Source organism: Bradyrhizobium sp. BRP56, from assembly GCF_020194035.1.
GTDB classification, from domain to species: Bacteria; Pseudomonadota; Alphaproteobacteria; order Rhizobiales; family Xanthobacteraceae; genus Bradyrhizobium; species Bradyrhizobium australafricanum.
This window is the reverse complement of record NZ_JADYVV010000017.1, coordinates 59,586-76,156: the sequence shown is the minus strand read 5'-3', so window position 1 is coordinate 76,156 and position 16,571 is coordinate 59,586. Positions and strand designations below refer to the sequence as shown.

Sequence of the window (16,571 nt, the reverse complement as noted above, 5' to 3'; positions counted from 1 at the left end):
ATGATCGTTCGTCAACTCCGCGACATTCGAAAGACCGATCGTCTCGTCAAATCGAAAGGCTGGGACAGTGCCCGCCTTCTGCTCAAGAGCGACGGCATGGGCTTCTCTTTCCACATTACGACGATGTACGCGGGCGAAGAACTCAAGATGCACTACCAGAACCATCTCGAGGCGGTTTTCATACTGAAGGGAACCGGGACCATCGAAGACCTCGGGACCGGCGAAACGCACAAGCTCGCACCGGGCATCATGTACGCACTCAACAAGAACGACCAGCATATCGTTCGCCCGGACACTGACCTCCTGACGGCCTGCGTGTTCAACCCGCCGGTCACCGGCCAGGAAGTGCACGACGAGACTGGTGCCTATCCGACTGGTGTCGAAGCGCCGCGCGAGGCGGCCGTTAACTCCTGAAACAACTGAAAGAGGGAAAGGCATTGACAGACATTTACCCATCCCGTCTCACCTCGGAGGCCCAGATGCTTCCGCGTCTCGATCCCGTTATTCATAGCGACTGGAGCGAGAGCGCACCGCTAACGCGGCGGCAGGCCGAGCAGTTCGATCGCGATGGCTTCCTCGTGCTCAAGGATGTCCTCTCTCCCGAGGAAGTCGACCACCTGCAGACGCAGGCAAAGAAACTGCTATCGAGCCCTAACGGCCTCAATCCGGAAACGATCATCGCCGAGCCGGACAGCCAAGAAATCCGTTCGGTCTTCGAGATCCACTCTCAGAGTAGAGTGATCGGGCGCCTCGCCGCCGACGCACGCTTGGCAGGCATCGCCCAGTTCCTGCTGAACGACAAGGTCTACATCCATCAGTCACGCCTGAACTACAAGCCCGGCTTCGAAGGCAAGGAGTTCTACTGGCACTCCGACTTCGAGACTTGGCACGTGGAAGACGGCATGCCGCGCATGCGAGCACTCTCCATGTCAGTCCTGCTGGCGGAAAATACGCCGGACAATGGCCCCCTGATGCTGATGCCCGGATCGCACCGCGTCTTCCTGACCTGTATTGGCGCGACGCCGGAAGACCACTATCGCACGTCACTGAAGAAGCAGGAGTATGGCGTGCCCGACCGGAAAAGTCTGACCGAGTTGGCGCACCGCCACGGCATCGTGGCGCCGACCGGTAAGGCGGGCACGGTGGTGATCTTCGATTGCAATACGATGCACGGATCGAACGGCAACATCACGCCATTTCCACGCGCTAACGCGTTCTTCGTCTATAACGCCGTGAGCAACCGGCTGCAGGCGCCATTCGGCGTCAAAAAACCGCGGCCGAGCTTCGTTGCCGCGCGCAGCGACCCGAAAGCTCTCGTGCCTCAGCACGGCCCGTTGATGGAGGATGCTCTCGCATGAGCGGTTTTCATAGTGTCGAGAAGATCGGCGGCACATCGATGGCCGCGACTGGCACGCTATTCGACGACGTTCCGATCGCGGAGCGCAAGGGCGAGGACCTTTACAATCGCGCCTTTGTCGTCTCCGCCTATGCCGGGATGACTGACGTGCTGCTGGAGCACAAGAAGACCTACGAGCCTGGTATCTATGCACGCTTTGTTGCCGATGACGGCGCGGACGGATGGCGTCAAGCGATGGCCGACAGCGACATCGCTTGGCCAGGCTTGGTGTTCGATGCGCTGCGAGCCCTCGATAGCGCACGAATCGACGTGATTGCGACGCGGCATCAGATCCGCAATGCTGACGTTCAGTTCGTCGTGACCGTTTGCCACTTCGATGCTGGCGCTAGGGTTCTGCATCGTGTCCCGGTGGAGGCCGACGGGGAAGCGGAAGGCCGGCGCGCGGCCTGACGGCGCGCGTCGCAATCGTCATGCTTGCGGCAATCTCCCCGGTTCGTAGCCTGCTGCTCGCCATCTTTATGCTCATGGCGGGAAGCGGGTTTATGGCGACGCTCCTGAGTTTGCGGCTCGAGCGGGCGGGACAGGGCACGATCGTGATCGGCGCGGTGGCGACCGCCTATTTTGCCGGGCTGGTCGTCGGAGCCCTGCGCTCGGGGCGTATCGTCCGGCGCGTGGGACATATCCGCGCCTTTGCGGCGTTCGTTGCGCTTCTCTCCGCGAGCACGCTCGGCTACGCGCAAATCGTCCATCCTCTGCTCTGGTCGGGACTGCGGCTGATCGACGGCTTCTGCGTCGCCGGCGTCTTCGTCTGTCTCGAGAGCTGGCTAAACGAACGCGCTGACGCGGCCTCGCGCGGCAGCATTCTAGCGGCCTACATGGTTGCACTATATTGCGGACAGGCGGTGGGACAGTTGCTGCTAGGAGCCAGCGGTGATTTGCCTGCTGTTCCGTTTCAACTAGCGTCAATGCTAATCTCGCTCGCGATCATTCCACTTTGTCTCACACGCAACTCGGCGCCGCCGCCTGCCGAAGCCGCGGCGTTCGGAACCCGAACACTCTTTGCCGCATCACCCCTCGGTGCTGTCGGAGTAATGACGACCGGCTTGATGTTAGGGGCATTTTACGGATTGGCCGCAGTGCAGGTTCGACGCCTAGGGTTCGATTTATCGCAGACAGCCCACTTCATGATGATCGTGATTCTTGGCGGCGTGATCCTGCAATGGCCGCTCGGACGCATTTCCGACCGCTATGATCGTCGCCAGGTCATCGTGCTCAGTTTCGCGGCAACCCTGTGTATCAGCTTGGTCATCTCCTTTCTCTCGTCGGTCGGCCCGTGGCTGCTGATTCTCGGAACAATGTTTGGTGGCCTCAGCTTTGCGCTCTATCCACTCTGCGTGGCCCATTGCAACGACCGTCTGCACGCCGCACAACGTATCGCCGCAAGCGGACGGCTGGTGCTGTTGTATTCCGTCGGCGCCGCGCTCGGGCCGATCGGTGGAGCGATATTCATGACAGGCTGGAGCAGCGGCGGGCTTTTCCTTTTCATCGCCCTTTGCGCCGGCGGCGCGGCCGCGTTCGGCATGTGGCGGCAGACGGCAACCCCACCTGTTCCTGCACCCGAGCAGCAGGACTTTCAGATTCTTCCACGCACGACGCCGATTGCATCGCTGCTTGACCCCAATACGCCCGACGCAGCGGTGATCGGAGAACAGCAATCGTGAATGCCTCCGTTTCCGCACCTGATCCAACTGCTGATCGCGCCACGTTGCGCCGTGCGATTGCCGCCTCTGCCGTCGGCAATGCGACGGAATGGTTCGACTACGGCATTTATGCGTATGGCGTGACGTACATTTCCGCGGCACTGTTTCCCGGCGACGTCGGGGAAGCGGTGCTTTTTGCGTTGGCCACGTTCGCGATCTCCTTCCTCATACGGCCGCTAGGCGGGATATTCTGGGGATCGCTGGGAGACCGGGTGGGCCGAAAATCCGTGTTGGCGCTGACGATACTGCTGATGTCGGGCGCGACGCTGTGCGTCGGGCTTATTCCCCCCTACAACAGCGTCGGCTTCTGGGCGCCACTGTCGCTCGTTCTTCTCCGCATCGTACAGGGCTTTTCGACCGGTGGCGAATACGGCGGCGCCGCGACGTTCATGGCCGAGTACGCTCCCGATGACCGACGCGGCTTTTATGGGAGTTTCCTGGAGTTCGGAACGCTGGCCGGCTTCTCGCTGGGCGCATTCCTGATGTTATCCTTCTCGCTCTTTCTGGGTGATCAGGCGATGCACGACTGGGGATGGCGCGTTCCGTTTCTGGTCGCCGCGCCAATGGGCCTCGTCGGCGCGTATCTGCGCGCGAGAATGGAAGATACGCCGGTCTTCCGTGCCCACGAAACCGCAAGCCAGGCACGATCCTCACCAGGCCTGATCGCCCTTCTGGCACGTCACCGGCGTCCTATGCTCGTCGTCGGCGGCCTGGTGGTTGCGCTCAATGTCGTCAATTATACGCTGCTCAGCTACATGCCAACCTATCTTCAGAGCCGCATCGGCCTGTCGCCGGATGAGGCGCTTGCGGTGCCGCTCCTCGGCATGCTGTTCATGATGCTGTTCCTGCCATTTGCTGGCCGGCTCTCGGACCGAATCGGGCGCCGTCCGATGTGGAGCTTCTCCCTGATCGGGTTGTTTCTGCTGGTGGCCCCTCTCTACATGCTCATGGGCACGGGCCTCGTCGGCGCCTGTGTCGGCTTCATTCTGCTCGGGCTGCTCTACGTACCGCAACTCGCGACCATTTCGGCGACTTTCCCGGCCATGTTTCCCACCCGTGTGCGTTTCGCCGGCTTCGCCGGCGCTTACAACATTTCGACATCCATTTTTGGCGGCACGGCGCCGGCAATCAACAGCGGCCTTATCTCTGTTACCGGGAACGAGCTGATGCCGGCCTATTACATGATGGCTACATGCGTTGTTGGGCTGATCGCGCTGCGCTTCATGCCGGAGACAGCCGGACGGACTCTTTATGAAGATCCTTTCGCGCGATAGGCTCTAGCTAGCACGCCAAACTTCCGAGGCCGAGGAACGGCTGGAGCACCTTTATGCGGCCATTGAGACCGGCGCTATCGACGGTGCCGATGGATCCGGATCCCTCAAGAACCGGATCGCCGCGTTGATGGCAAGCCGGGGTAGGGCCGTTGTGGCTCTCCATTATGCGAAGAAGTCGAGTGCAACCCCCAACCAGATTGACCCGATCGCTATCGATCGGTTCACCCGCCTGATGCGTCAGCAACTCGTGTCGGGCGACGTCGCTGCTCGGAAGGCCTATCTCGCAAGCGTGGTCGACGCGATCATCGCGTCGGAGGACCGTCGGCTCAAATGACAACATCCGGTCCGTTTTCGGCCGAAAGGTCAACCCAAGCCTTGGCTTCATAAATCTGTTCAGGAGTGGTGCCCAGGGGCGGGATCGAACCACCGACACTGCGATTTTCAGTCGCATGCTCTACCAACTGAGCTACCTGGGCATACCCGCGGGGCCGAAAAGGCCGGAGCGAGCGGGCGGTTTATAGAGAGGTCGGAGCGTCGTGTCCACCCGCCTTCGCCAAAGGCTTCGGCGCGGCGAGCCCGACCGGCACTCTTTCCCCAACTTGTTGGGAAATCTTGGCTATTCCGGGTCCTCCGCGTCGTCCTCGCGGCCGGGCACGACATAGCGGCCGGTCAGCCAGCGGTTGAGATCGACGTCGCGGCAGCGCGCCGAGCAGAACGGGCGGAAGGCCTGCTCGACGGGCTTGCCGCAGATCGGGCAGGCGCGCGGGGTGGCAGAGGGTATGGCCTTGGGCGTTCGGGCTTGGTCGGTCATGGCTGGGCCGGAGTTTACATCATCTGCCGCATGTTCCGCTGAGTTCCCTCCCTGCTTGCGGGTAGGGCAATCGCATATGCGTCTTCGCCGGCCGCGCAGGTGCTTGGCCTCGTGGCTCGGCGACCTCGCCCGCAAGCGCAGGGCGATAGCCTCGGAGCGAGGGGCGTCTCCGCGATTTCTGGATAATGGAAGAATGCCGCTGATTTGCCCGACGAGTCAAGTTGTCGTGTCGAACGCCGGCAGCCGCCGGCTACTTTGCATGGGGTTGTTTTCGATATTTTGGCAGCGCGCCCCTGCGGCAAGCTATTGCGTCCGGCTATCGGCCTCGTTCCATAGCCCGGCCATGACGATGTGGAGCAGTTGAGGTGGGGGTCTCATCGCGAGTCGTTCAGGAGGAAAGAGCCCACCCGTATCGCATCTTCGATGCGATACGACCTCCCCCGCAAGCGGGAGGTGGACTGCCGTCGATGCGCGAAAGTGGATACCTCACACCGCGACGGAGTTGAGCCAGCCGTGGCGGATCGGAAAGCCCTCGCCGCCGAGCAAGGTCACGGTCTCGTAGAGCGGCAGGCCGACCACATTGGTGTAGGAGCCGACCATCTTGACCACGAACGATCCGGCAATGCCCTGCACCGCGTAGCCGCCGGCTTTGCCGCGCCATTCGCCGGAGCCGATATAGGCCTGGATGTCGTCCTCGCTGAGCCGCTTGAAGCGCACGCGCGTTTCCACCAGGCGCTGACGGAATGCCTCGCGCGGCGTCACCACGCAGATCGCGGTGTAGACGCGGTGATTGCGGCCCGACAGCAGCCGCAGGCACTGCGCGGCCTCGTCGACCAGATTGGCCTTGGGCAGGATGCGGCGGCCGACCGCGACCACGGTGTCGGCGGCAATGATGAAGGAGCCGCGCAGGTCGTCGTCAAGATGCACCGATTTCAGGGCCGCGTCGGCCTTGGCGCGCGCCAGGCGGTTGGCGCAGGCGCGCGGCAACTCGCCCCGCCGCGGGGTCTCGTCGACATCGGCCGGGCGCAGCGCATCGGGCTCGATGCCGGCCTGGTTGAGCAGGGCCAGCCGCCGCGGCGAACCGGAAGCAAGAACGAATTTGGGACGGCCTAGCATGCGGGCTTTTGGGCTGAATCGGGGGGACGGACGCGGGCGGAACCTATCGGATGGGGCATGGATGCACAACCTTGGAACCGGCCGCGAATCGCGCCCCTGCCTGGAGACAAGGCCCCATAAGCACAGCTGTTTGTCAGTCTGGCGACAAGCGGCGGTTCTGCGAATCGGAACACGCTGATCCGCTCGCCTCGCCGAGCCTCACAGGTTTGCCGCGCCGGCCCTGGCAAAGCGGCGGCGGATGCGCAGCAACAGGCCGTCGCAGACCTCACGGTAGGCGGCGAGCTTCTGCTCGCGGTTGCCGCTGGTGCCGGTCGGATCCTGCGTCGGCCAGTATTCGACATCGGCGGCGAGCGTGCGGGTGAGATCCAGCGCCCTGTGGTGCGCCTCCGGCGACAGCGTGATGATGAGATCGAAGTTCAGCCCCTCCCAGTCCTCGAGCTCCTCGAAGGTTTGCGGCTTGTGGCTGGAAATGTCCTGGCCGAGTTCGGCCATCACCGAGACGGCGAACGGGTCGAGCTCACCCTTCTTGACGCCGGCCGAGCGGACATAGAGGCCTTGCGGAAACATCTGCTGCAGCAGGCTTTCGGCCATCGGCGACCGCACGCTGTTCAGGCCGCATGCGAACAGCACGGCCTGGGGGTTGCGCGCGCGCGGCGCTTCCATGCGATCAGGCTTTTTTCGATCGGGGTACGCCCCCGTCAATCATCGCTTCACCGATCATGCGCCACTTCGATTGGCGCATAATCTGATCCGAAAACCGGTATCCACTTTTCGGGATCATGCGCCTTCACCCTTCCAGTGCAGCACAGTGATCAGCGTGAACAGCCGCCGCGCGGTCTCGAAATCGACGCGCACCTTGCCCTTGAGCCGCTCCTGCAGCGTGCGCGAGCCCTCGTCATGGATGCCGCGGCGGCCCATGTCGATCGCCTCGATCTTGTCCGGCGTCGCGGTCCGGATCGCCTGATAATAGCTGTCGCAGATCATGAAGTAGTCCTTCACGACGCGGCGGAACGGGGTCAGCGACAACAGATGTGCGACCACCGGCGCGCCGTCCTCCTTGCGGATATCGAACATCAGCCGGTTGCCGGTGATCGCGATATGCAGGGTGTAGGGCCCCGGCCCGGCGGCGCCCTCGGGCGCGAACAGGTTCTGCTCGATCAAATCGTAGATCGCGATCGCCCGCTCATGCTCGATGTCGGGCCCGGAACGGCCGATCGATTCCTCGTCGAGCGTCACCGCGACGATGCGATTGTTGGAATCCTCGTCGTCTGGTGGCTTGTTCATGAGAGGTTGAGGCGCAATCCGACGGAACGTGAATGGGCATCGAGACCCTCGGCCTGGCCGAGCGTCATCGCGGCGGGCCCGAGTGCACGGAGTTGATCCGGCCCGCACCGCAGGATCGAGGTTCGCTTCATGAAGTCAAGCACCCCGAGGCCCGAGGAGAACCGCGCCGAGCGCGCGGTCGGCAGCACATGGTTGGAGCCGCCGACATAATCGCCGATCGCCTCCGGGGTATGGGCCCCGAGGAAGATCGCCCCGGCGTTGCGGACCTTGTTCGACAGGCCCTCGGCATCCGCGGTCATGATCTCGAGATGCTCGGCCGCGATCGCATTGGCGAGCTCGACCGCGTCGTCGAGTTTTGCCACCTTGATCACGGCACCGAAGTCGTTCCACGAGGTGCGGGCGATCTCGCCGCGCGGCAAGGTCGCTAGCTGCGTCTCGACCGCGCGCTCGACGTCGGCGGCGAGCCGTGCACTGTCGGTGATCAGGATCGACTGCGCGCTGACGTCATGCTCGGCCTGTGCCAGGAGGTCGGCCGCGATCCAGTCGGCATTACCGGTGTCGTCGGCGATGACCAGCACCTCGGAGGGGCCGGCGATCATGTCGATGCCGACCTTGCCGAATACCAGCCGTTTTGCCGCGGCGACATAGGCGTTGCCGGGGCCGACGATCTTGGCGACCGGCGCGATCGTCGCGGTGCCGTAGGCCAGCGCCGCCACCGCCTGGGCGCCGCCGACCCGGTAGATTTCCGAGACGCCGCCGAGATGGGCGGCGGCGAGCACCAGCGGGTTGAGCTTGCCGTCCGGCGCCGGAACCACCATCACCACCCGCGGCACGCCGGCGACCTTGGCCGGCACCGCGTTCATCAGCACCGAGGACGGATAGGCCGCGGTACCGCCGGGCACATAGAGCCCGACCGCATCGACCGCGCTCCAGCGCCAGCCGAGCTCGACGCCGGCGGCATCGGTGAAGCGCTCGTCCTTCGGCAACTGGCGGCGGTGGAAGGTCTCGATCCGGTCGCGCGCGAACCTCAGGGCGTCGACGGTCTTGGGGTCGCAGGCCGCAACCGCGGCGTCGATCTCGGCTGCGGTAATGCACAGGCCGGCCGCCTCGATATCGAGGCGGTCGAACTTTTTGGTCGCCTCGAGCAGCGCCGCGTCGCCGCGGGCCGCCACGTCGTCGACGATGGCGCGGGTGGCGCGCTCGACGTCGGCCGATACCTCGCGCTTGGCCGCCAGGAAATCGCGGAATCGCTGCTCGAAATCGGCGCTCTGTCGGTCCAGGCGAACGGGCATGACGGCTTTCTTAGGAGGAATTCGGGTCCCTGCTCAATGGCGCGGCGGATAATGGCCGTCAACCCTTGGGGGATGTCATTCCGGGATGGTCCGAAGGACCAGACCCGGAATCTCGAGATTCCGGGTTCGGTCCGGAGCCTGTCATCGGGCCGCGCTCTGCGCGGACCCGTTGGGACCGCCCCGGAATGACGTGCCCAATCACCCCGGCGCCACGCCGAGATCGTCGATGCCCAGATCAGTCAATTCGCACTCCAGGCACTCGACATCCAGCCGCAGCGCCCCGCCATGGCCGAACATCAGGAGCGCGCTGCCGCCCGGCGGGTCGGAGGCATAGAACTCGATCCCGAGCAGTTCCAGGGTGGCGTCCGGGGCCTCCAGGTCGATATTGCGCGACTTGCATGCCAGCACCCGGTCGAACCTGAGCGCGGCGATCAGCCGCCGCGAGCAGGTGCCGCCCGACAGGGTCTGCTCCCAGTCCAGCCGGTTCAGGCCGACCACGAGCCGCTTCTCGTCCTGGCGCCAGACGATGTCGGAGGGCTGGACGTGGGCGTCCTGCACATGGGTCGAGATGACCGCGAGGTCATCGGCATCGAGGGCGATCAGCTTCAGCGGCGCGGGTGGGGACATGACGGTGGTTATAACGCCTCGCGGCCCGGGAGGTACCAAGAGACCTGGCGAAATCGCCGCTCGAGGGAACCGGCCCACCACACTTCAGAGGCGATTGATGTCCTCGCTCTCCAGCACCGGCCTGGGGTAGCCGTCGCGGGCGACCTTCAGCATGGCGCGGCCGAGCTGTTCCGACGTCGTCATGTAGCTCGGGGCGACCCGCACCAGAAAGGAAAGCAGCGGCGAGGTCGCGAGATAGATCGCCTGCACCCAGCCGGTCTTGGAGCGGACGCCATGCAGCGGCTGGATCCCGGCGGGCCGGAACATGTAGGCGGCCTTGAACGGCAGCTTGAGCAGATCGTTCTCGGTCTTGCCCTTCACCCGCGCCCACATCAACGGGCCGCGCTCGGTGGAATCGGTGCTGCGCCCCGTGACATAGGTGAACACCATGCCGGGATTGAGCCGCGCCAGCACCGTCGCCGCGGCCAGCGTGATGTCGTAGGTGAGATGGCGGTAGCGTGCCTCGTCCATGCCGATCGAGGAGACGCCGAGGCAGAAGAAGCAGGCGTCGTAGCCGGCAAGCTGCGGTTCGATCGCGCTGTAATCGACGAAATTGTCGTGGATCAACTCGACAAGCTTGGCATCGCGCTGCCCGGTCGGGCTGCGCCCAACCGCGAGCACGCGCTCGACAGCGGGATCGAGCAGGCATTCGCGCAGCACGCCCTGCCCGACCATGCCGGTCGCGCCGAACAGGATGACCTTCATCTCGATTGCCCCGCTGCCGCCCGATCCGTTCAGGCGGCGGTTGCGACCTGATCAAACGATACACCGGTCAGCGCAGCCGAGATATCCCATAGCCGCTCCGCTACCGCGGCGTCCCTGGCGTGCGGCATGATGCGCGCCGGCGCAGGTGGGCCCTTCAACTCGTAAAACCCGTTGGGGCCGTAATAGCCGCCCGGCTGGGCCGCAGCGGAGGTCGCCGCGAACAGCGTCGGCAACGCGCCCGCCGCCGCGGAGTGGCTCATGATCGGCTGCAAATATCGACCGAACCGCCACGACAGGCTGTCGGTGCCGGGACCGTTCGGGATCAGCTCGGTGCGCGCGTAGCCGGGATGCGCGGCATTGCTCATCAGTCCCCAGCCGTTGATCGCACTGCGACGCTGCAATTCGAGCGCGAACATCAGCATCGCAAGCTTCGACTGACAGTAGGCGCGCCACGGCGCGTAGGAACGGCGGGCCTGCAGATCGTCGAAATTGATGACGCCGGAGCGATGCGCAAGGCTGGAAAGATTGACGACGCGGGTGTTGTGGCCGCGGCGGAGCTGCGGCAACAGCAGCGCGGTCAACGCATAGTGGCCGAGATAGTTGGTGCCGAACTGCATCTCGAACTCGTCAGCGGTGACCTGCCGCTTCGGCAGCGACATCACCGCGGCATTGTTGATCAGGAGATCGAGCGCGGTATGCGTGGCGGCGAATCGCCCGGCGAAATCGGCGACCGATGCGAGGTTCGCGAGGTCGAGCGTTTCATAGGTCACCGCGGCATCGGGAAGCTGCGCGCGGATCCGCGCCAGCGCGTCCTGCCCCTTGGCGCCGTTGCGGCCGGTGAGCACGACATTGGCGCCGGCGCGCGCCAGTTCCAGCGCGGTCTCGTAGCCGAGCCCGCCGGTTGCGCCCGTGATCACGGCGGTCCTGCCGCCCTGCCGCGGAATGTCTGCAGTGCTCCAGCCGGTCATGCTTATATCTCCTTGCGACACGATTCGGGTTTCTCGTCGGGTTCTTGCGGGTCCAGCCGCACCGACGAAATGTGCACTAAGTGCATTTTTGCAAGGGGTGAAAAATTGCAACGTCCGGCGCCCGCGCGCAAACCGGCCAGGAAATCGGCCAAGAGACCGGTCAAGTCGATGCAATCCAAAGCGAATCCGGCGCCGCCGGCGGCGGGCCTGCGCGCGCGCAAGCGGCAAGAGACCCGGGAACGGCTGACCAAGGCGGCGATGATGCTGTTTCTCGGGCGCGGCTTCGAGGCGACCACGCTCGACGACATCGTCGCCGCCGCCGACGTCTCGCGCCGCACCTTCTTTCACTATTTCGCCTCGAAGGAAGACGTGGTGCTGGCCTGGCAGGAGGACGGTACCGCGGCACTGATCGCAGCCGTTGCGGCGCGCCCGGCCACTGAATCCATGCTGCAGGCCGCCGAGAACGCCATCGCCGACATGGTCAAGCAGATCGACCCGCGCGAGGCGGTCGCGCTGGCGCGGCTGAAGCGCGACAATCCAGCGCTGCAGGCGCGCGATCAGGCCAAATATGAAAGGCTTGAGCGTGAGCTCGCCAACGCGTTGCTCAAGCGCGCCAACCACAAGAACGACCGGATGAAAGCCCGGCTGGTCGCAATGATCACGACCGGCGCGATGCGCGTCGGCAGCGAGCTCTGGGCCGACGATGGCGCCCGCGAGAAGCCGGACCTGGTCGCCAAGCGCCTGTTCGCAGCGATCCGCGCGATTTTCGAGTGAGCCAGCCGATCACGGCGCTTCCGAAACATAGTCCTCGTAAGGCGAGCACATGCTTCGGACTCCTCCCCCCTTGTGGTAGGGCAATCGCATATGGCCGTTTGAGGTAATCGGAGTTCCCACAAACTCGTCATGCCCGGGCTTGTCCCGGGCATGACGGCGCGGAAGAATCGGTTCATTCCATATGCGATTGCCCTGCCCCTTGTGGGGAGAGGAGTAAGCCACCGGGTGAGGTGGATTGAGGCTGCGCAATGTTGAGACGCGCGGCGCAGAGCACAGCCTCTCTCACCTTCAGCCCTTGATGAACGCCAGCAGGTCGGCGTTGATCGTCTCGGCTTCGGTGGTCGGCATGCCGTGCGGAAAGCCCTTGTAGGTCTTCAGCGTGCCGTTCTTCAGAAGCTTGGCCGAGAGCGGTGCGGAGTCGGCGTAGGGCACGATCTGGTCGTCGTCGCCATGCATCACCAGTACCGGCACGTTGATCTTCTTCAGATCCTCCGTGAAATCCGTCTGCGAGAACGCGACGATGCCGTCGTAATGCGCCTTGGCGCCGCCCATCATGCCCTGCCGCCACCAGTTCTGGATCACGGCTTCCGACGGTTTTGCGCCGGGCCGGTTGTAGCCGTAGAACGGCCCGGCCGGCAGGTCGCGGTAGAATTGCGAGCGGTTGGCGGCGAGCTGGGCCTGCAGTCCGTCGAATACCGACTTCGGCAGGCCGCCGGGATTATTCGCCGTCTGCACCATCAACGGCGGCACCGCGCTCAGGATCGCAGCCTTCGCCACCCGGCTCTCGCCGTGGCGGGCGATGTAGTGCACCACCTCGCCGCCGCCGGTGGAATGGCCGACATGGACGGCGTTCTTCAGATCGAGATGCGCGGTGACGGAAGCGAGGTCGTCGGCATAGTGATCCATGTCATGACCGTCGGCGACCTGGGCGGAGCGGCCGTGGCCGCGGCGGTCATGGGCGACGACGCGAAAGCCGTGCCCCACGAAGAACAGCATCTGCGCGTCCCAGTCGTCCGACGACAGCGGCCAGCCATGGCTGAACACGATCGGCTGGCCCGAGCCCCAATCCTTGTAGAAAATCTCGACGCCGTCTTTGGTGGTGATGGTGGGCATTGGAAACACTCCTTCAGCTGATCGTCATTCCGGACACGCCAGGCGTGAACGAACCTTGGGCGACGGCGCATCGCGGACACACCACCGCATCTCATCTTCTATGCTGCGCGTCGCAACGAAATGAGGTCATACGCCCCGGATCAGGCAAACGTGACCGGCCTGAACCGGCGCCAGGCACCGATGGTCACCAGGACGAAGAACACCAGCACGATGCCCTGCACCACGGCAAAGACCGGCCCGGATGGCGGGTTCGGCGGCACGGCCGGCGCCAGCGCCTGCAACGCCGGCACCTTGAGGAAGCTCTGGATGACCAGCACGAAGACGTTGAGATAGAGCGAGACCATCGCGGTCACGATATAGATCGGACGCCAGGCGCCCTTGAGCTGCATCGCATAGAGCGCAATGCAGGCAATCGCGAGCAACACCAGCGAAAGCCCGCCGATGATGTGGGAGGGCAGCAGCTTCTCGGTCACCAGCGGCGGGATCACGAATCCGGTGGCGCTGGTCAGGATCGTGAACAGGAGGAAGATCGCGGTCAGCCCCGGCATCGCGCGCGAGCCGAGCAGGCCGAACATCACGAGCACACCGGCGACGATTGCAATCAGGCTGATAATGACGTGCACAAGCACCAATGTCGTCATGTGGCGCACTCCCCGTTGAGACCCGCGTGCGAGGTTACGATGCGTGACGGAAAATTGCTACATGCTTCGATGGCAGGACGGCCGACATCTCATCAAAAATTGCCGGCGCCGGCGGCTGCTGAAAATTTTCGCACGCATGTCACACGATGCGGCACGTGCGCCGTGTAAGAAGCCTCATCAATAATAGCGCGGGATCGGTCCGTTATGCGGTGTCTTGCGCTTCGACAGGTCGAACAGCACCTCGTCGACATAGCACCAGCCCCAGCTTTCCGGCGGATCGTAGCCCTCGATCACGGGATGGCCGGTGGCGTGGAAATGCGCCGTCGCATGCCGGTTCGGCGAATCGTCGCAGCAGCCGACATGGCCGCAAGTGCGGCAGATGCGCAAATGCAGCCAGCGGCTGCCGCTCTTCAGGCATTCCTCGCAGCCGAGCGCGCTCGGCGTGACATCCTGGATGCCGGCGATATGGGTGCAGCCTTTTGTCATTTGCGACCTCGTATATGAAGTGAGCTCTTTTTGAACCGTCATCCTGAGGTGCGAGCGGAGCGAGCCTCGAAGGATGCACGGCCCGCATTGTGGCCGATTCATCCTTCGAGACGCCGCTTCGCGGCTCCTCAGGATGACGGAGGAAAAGCTACAGCGTCGGACTGCCCGCGTCAGCGAGATAGCCGTGCAGCGCGGCCACCACCTGCGCGCCTTCGCCGATCGCGCCGCCGACGCGCTTGACTGATCCGGAGCGGACGTCGCCGACCGCGAACACACCGGGCACCGTGGTCTCGAGCAGCGGCACGGCGCGCGCGCCTTCGCCGGTCTGCACGCCGGTCATCACGAAGCCACCGCGGTCGACCTGCACGCCGCAGCCCTCGAGCCAGCCGGTCGCCGGATCGGCGCCGACAAACAAAAAGAGATTGCGGATATCCATGGTGAACTCGTCGGGCGCGAGCCGGCTGCGCCAGCGCACCCGCTGCAGCGTCTCCGCGCCGTCGAGCCCGATCACCTCGGTGTTGAACATCAGTTCGATGTTCGGCGTCGCCTCGATGCGCTCGATCAAATAGCGCGACATGCTGGCTCCGAGCCCGCCGCCGCGGATCATCATGTTGACCTTGCGGGCATGCGCCGACAGGAACACCGCCGCCTGCCCCGCGGAGTTGCCGCCGCCGACCAGCACGACATCCTGGTTGGCGCAGAGCCGGGCCTCGATCGGCGAGGCCCAATACCAGACGCCGCGGCCTTCAAACGCATCGAGATTGTCGATCTCGGGCCGGCGATAGCGCGCCCCGCTGGCGACCACAACGGATTTCGCGCGCAGCGTATGCCCGCAGGCGGTGTCGAGCACGAATGCGCCGGACGCTTTCGTGCAATCGAGCGATTTGATCGAGACCGGGATCAGCATCTCGGCGCCGAATTTCTGCGCCTGGTTGAAGGCGCGCCCGGCCAGCGCCTGGCCGGAGATGCCGGTCGGAAAGCCCAGATAGTTTTCGATGCGCATGCTGGCTCCGGCCTGGCCGCCGAAGGCGCGGGAATCGAACACCGCAACCGACAGGCCTTCCGACGCCGCATAGACCGCGGTGGCAAGCCCGGCCGGGCCGCTGCCGACCACGGCGACATCGTAGAGTTTTTCATGCGCGCTGTTGCCGATCATGCCGAGCGCCATCGCAAGCGCGGTCTCGGACGGATTGCGCAGCACCGTGCCGTTGGGACAGACCACCAGCGGCAGCTCGGCGCGCGTCGGCGAATAGCGCGCGACGAGGTCGGCGGCATCCTTGTCGGTCTCGGGGTCGAGGAGGTGGTGCGGCTGGCCGTTGCGCGCCAAGAAATTCTGCAGCGACGCCATGTTGCCGACCGAGGCGGGGCCGATCAGCACCGGCCCGCCGGCGCCGCCCTGGATCAGGCTGACGCGGCGCAGGATCAGCGCGCGCATGATGCGCTCGCCGAGATCGGCCTCCGCAACCAAGAGCGCGCGCAGCCGGTCGGGCGGCAGCAGCAGCGTCTCGACCACCCCATCGGCATGGCCGTCGACCAGCGCCGGGCGGCCGGAGAGCTGGCCGATCTCGGCGAGAAACTGGCCCGGTCCCTGGTCGATGATCGGCGCGACATGGCCGAGGCCGTCGCGCTGGGTGATCGAGACATTGCCCGACAGCACCACGAACATGCCCGGCCCGGGCTTGCCGGTCTCGAACAGCGCCTCGCCGTCCTGGTATGCGCGCGGCTCGCCGAAGCGGCGCATCCGCTCGATCTCGTGCGCGGTCAGGGTCGGAAAGGTCTGCTCATGGCGCGGGAAGGCGTAGGCGGTTGCGCTCAGCCGATCGATCGTCGTCTCATCTACAGCCATCTCGGCGACCCGCTTCCTTATGACAATGCGCACGAACCGGGTTAACGGCGCGGCTCGTTTCCGCCGGCGTCATCTAGCGAGCCATCGGCTGGTTCGGAAGCCACATCCTCGCGACCGCGCGCCTGCGATTTCCGCCGCTTCAGGTTTTCGCGCAGCGCGAGCTTGAGACGATCCTGTCGTGAATCCTTCACGCGGGCTCCGGCCTGCCCGCCGCCTCTGTCCTGGTCGCCTGTCATTGCAAAACTCTCGAACCGCCGCCGCCCTGCCCGAGGCGAGCATAGCCAATGGCGGATGCCCGCGCACCCTGCCCGGTCGGCCAGTTGCGGCGATATGATTCTGCGGCAAGCGCGGATCGGGATAGTTTCGGCGCAATCGGGAACCCAATCCGGCCGAAATCGGCCAGTTTGGCCGGAATCATCGGCGAGGCGGTCGATTTCTGCCGATTTCAAGGGCGACAGGGGCGCTGTTTCGCTTGCGC

The 16,571-nt window shown here is 64.7% G+C and carries 19 protein-coding genes and 1 tRNA gene; 6 read left to right on the top strand and 14 right to left on the bottom strand.

The window, feature by feature from the left end:
* The 5 genes from I6F38_RS14665 (at window position 1) to I6F38_RS14645 (ending at window position 4,391) form a co-directional block, all read left to right on the top strand.
* Complete coding sequence (locus I6F38_RS14665; protein WP_225160840.1) at window positions 1-414, top strand: ectoine synthase; 414 nt, start codon at window positions 1-3, stop codon at window positions 412-414.
* A 65-nt stretch (window positions 415-479) separates the two neighbouring features.
* Window positions 480-1,358 carry an ectoine hydroxylase gene (thpD, locus tag I6F38_RS14660; protein ID WP_276573490.1) on the top strand — a complete coding sequence of 293 codons (879 nt, stop codon included), beginning with the start codon at window positions 480-482 and terminating at the stop codon, window positions 1,356-1,358.
* Between the two features lie 38 nt (window positions 1,359-1,396).
* Complete coding sequence (locus tag I6F38_RS14655) at window positions 1,397-1,807, top strand: hypothetical protein (protein ID WP_225160838.1); 411 nt, start codon at window positions 1,397-1,399, stop codon at window positions 1,805-1,807.
* A gap of 20 nt (window positions 1,808-1,827) precedes the next feature.
* Window positions 1,828-3,078 (top strand): MFS transporter, encoded by a 1,251-nt coding sequence (locus I6F38_RS14650; protein WP_225160837.1) that lies wholly within the window; start codon window positions 1,828-1,830, stop codon window positions 3,076-3,078.
* Window positions 3,075-4,391, top strand: coding sequence for an MFS transporter (locus tag I6F38_RS14645; protein ID WP_225160836.1), 1,317 nt, complete (start codon window positions 3,075-3,077; stop codon window positions 4,389-4,391). The genes I6F38_RS14650 and I6F38_RS14645 overlap by 4 nt, the downstream gene beginning before the upstream one ends.
* 400 nt (window positions 4,392-4,791) lie before the next feature.
* Here the strand turns inward: I6F38_RS14645 and I6F38_RS14640 are convergent.
* The 9 genes from I6F38_RS14640 to I6F38_RS14600 all read right to left on the bottom strand — a co-directional run bounded on the left by I6F38_RS14640 (window position 4,792) and on the right by I6F38_RS14600 (window position 11,233).
* Window positions 4,792-4,867, bottom strand: a tRNA-Phe gene (locus tag I6F38_RS14640).
* Between the two features lie 140 nt (window positions 4,868-5,007).
* Complete coding sequence (yacG, locus tag I6F38_RS14635) at window positions 5,008-5,202, bottom strand: DNA gyrase inhibitor YacG (RefSeq protein WP_057018155.1); 195 nt, start codon at window positions 5,200-5,202, stop codon at window positions 5,008-5,010.
* Between the two features lie 486 nt (window positions 5,203-5,688).
* Window positions 5,689-6,318: a Maf-like protein gene (locus tag I6F38_RS14630; protein ID WP_018269043.1), complete on the bottom strand. Its 630-nt coding sequence runs from the start codon at window positions 6,316-6,318 to the stop codon at window positions 5,689-5,691.
* A gap of 198 nt (window positions 6,319-6,516) precedes the next feature.
* The gene (locus I6F38_RS14625) at window positions 6,517-6,981 is read right to left on the bottom strand and encodes a low molecular weight phosphatase family protein (protein WP_076828053.1); all 465 of its coding nucleotides are present in this window, start codon (window positions 6,979-6,981) and stop codon (window positions 6,517-6,519) included.
* A gap of 114 nt (window positions 6,982-7,095) precedes the next feature.
* A complete protein-coding gene (locus I6F38_RS14620; RefSeq protein WP_016841326.1) occupies window positions 7,096-7,602 on the bottom strand; it encodes a UPF0262 family protein in 507 nt (168 codons plus the stop codon).
* Window positions 7,599-8,894 (bottom strand): histidinol dehydrogenase, encoded by a 1,296-nt coding sequence (hisD, locus tag I6F38_RS14615; RefSeq protein ID WP_225160835.1) that lies wholly within the window; start codon window positions 8,892-8,894, stop codon window positions 7,599-7,601. The genes I6F38_RS14620 and hisD overlap by 4 nt, the downstream gene beginning before the upstream one ends.
* A 198-nt stretch (window positions 8,895-9,092) precedes the next feature.
* On the bottom strand, window positions 9,093-9,521 hold the full coding sequence (locus I6F38_RS14610; RefSeq protein ID WP_225160834.1) for a DUF2948 family protein: 429 nt from the start codon (window positions 9,519-9,521) through the stop codon (window positions 9,093-9,095).
* An 84-nt stretch (window positions 9,522-9,605) separates the two neighbouring features.
* Window positions 9,606-10,265 (bottom strand): epimerase, encoded by a 660-nt coding sequence (locus tag I6F38_RS14605; protein WP_225160833.1) that lies wholly within the window; start codon window positions 10,263-10,265, stop codon window positions 9,606-9,608.
* Window positions 10,266-10,294: 29 nt separating this feature from the next.
* The gene (locus tag I6F38_RS14600) at window positions 10,295-11,233 is read right to left on the bottom strand and encodes an SDR family oxidoreductase (protein ID WP_225160832.1); all 939 of its coding nucleotides are present in this window, start codon (window positions 11,231-11,233) and stop codon (window positions 10,295-10,297) included.
* A gap of 168 nt (window positions 11,234-11,401) precedes the next feature.
* Between I6F38_RS14600 and I6F38_RS14595 the strand changes: the two genes are divergently transcribed.
* A complete protein-coding gene (locus tag I6F38_RS14595) occupies window positions 11,402-12,007 on the top strand; it encodes a TetR family transcriptional regulator (protein WP_225160831.1) in 606 nt (201 codons plus the stop codon).
* A 288-nt stretch (window positions 12,008-12,295) separates the two neighbouring features.
* Here the strand turns inward: I6F38_RS14595 and I6F38_RS14590 are convergent, their stop codons facing one another.
* The 5 genes from I6F38_RS14590 to I6F38_RS14570 all read right to left on the bottom strand — a co-directional run bounded on the left by I6F38_RS14590 (window position 12,296) and on the right by I6F38_RS14570 (window position 16,329).
* The gene (locus I6F38_RS14590) at window positions 12,296-13,120 is read right to left on the bottom strand and encodes an alpha/beta hydrolase (protein WP_050382324.1); all 825 of its coding nucleotides are present in this window, start codon (window positions 13,118-13,120) and stop codon (window positions 12,296-12,298) included.
* A 140-nt stretch (window positions 13,121-13,260) separates the two neighbouring features.
* Window positions 13,261-13,761: a hypothetical protein gene (locus tag I6F38_RS14585; protein WP_225160830.1), complete on the bottom strand. Its 501-nt coding sequence runs from the start codon at window positions 13,759-13,761 to the stop codon at window positions 13,261-13,263.
* A gap of 177 nt (window positions 13,762-13,938) precedes the next feature.
* A complete protein-coding gene (locus I6F38_RS14580) occupies window positions 13,939-14,247 on the bottom strand; it encodes a UBP-type zinc finger domain-containing protein (RefSeq protein ID WP_225160829.1) in 309 nt (102 codons plus the stop codon).
* Window positions 14,248-14,395: 148 nt separating this feature from the next.
* The gene (locus tag I6F38_RS14575) at window positions 14,396-16,093 is read right to left on the bottom strand and encodes a cyclic nucleotide-binding domain-containing thioredoxin-disulfide reductase (RefSeq protein ID WP_225160828.1); all 1,698 of its coding nucleotides are present in this window, start codon (window positions 16,091-16,093) and stop codon (window positions 14,396-14,398) included.
* A gap of 41 nt (window positions 16,094-16,134) precedes the next feature.
* Complete coding sequence (locus I6F38_RS14570; protein ID WP_225160827.1) at window positions 16,135-16,329, bottom strand: hypothetical protein; 195 nt, start codon at window positions 16,327-16,329, stop codon at window positions 16,135-16,137.
* Window positions 16,330-16,571 lie beyond the last annotated feature (242 nt).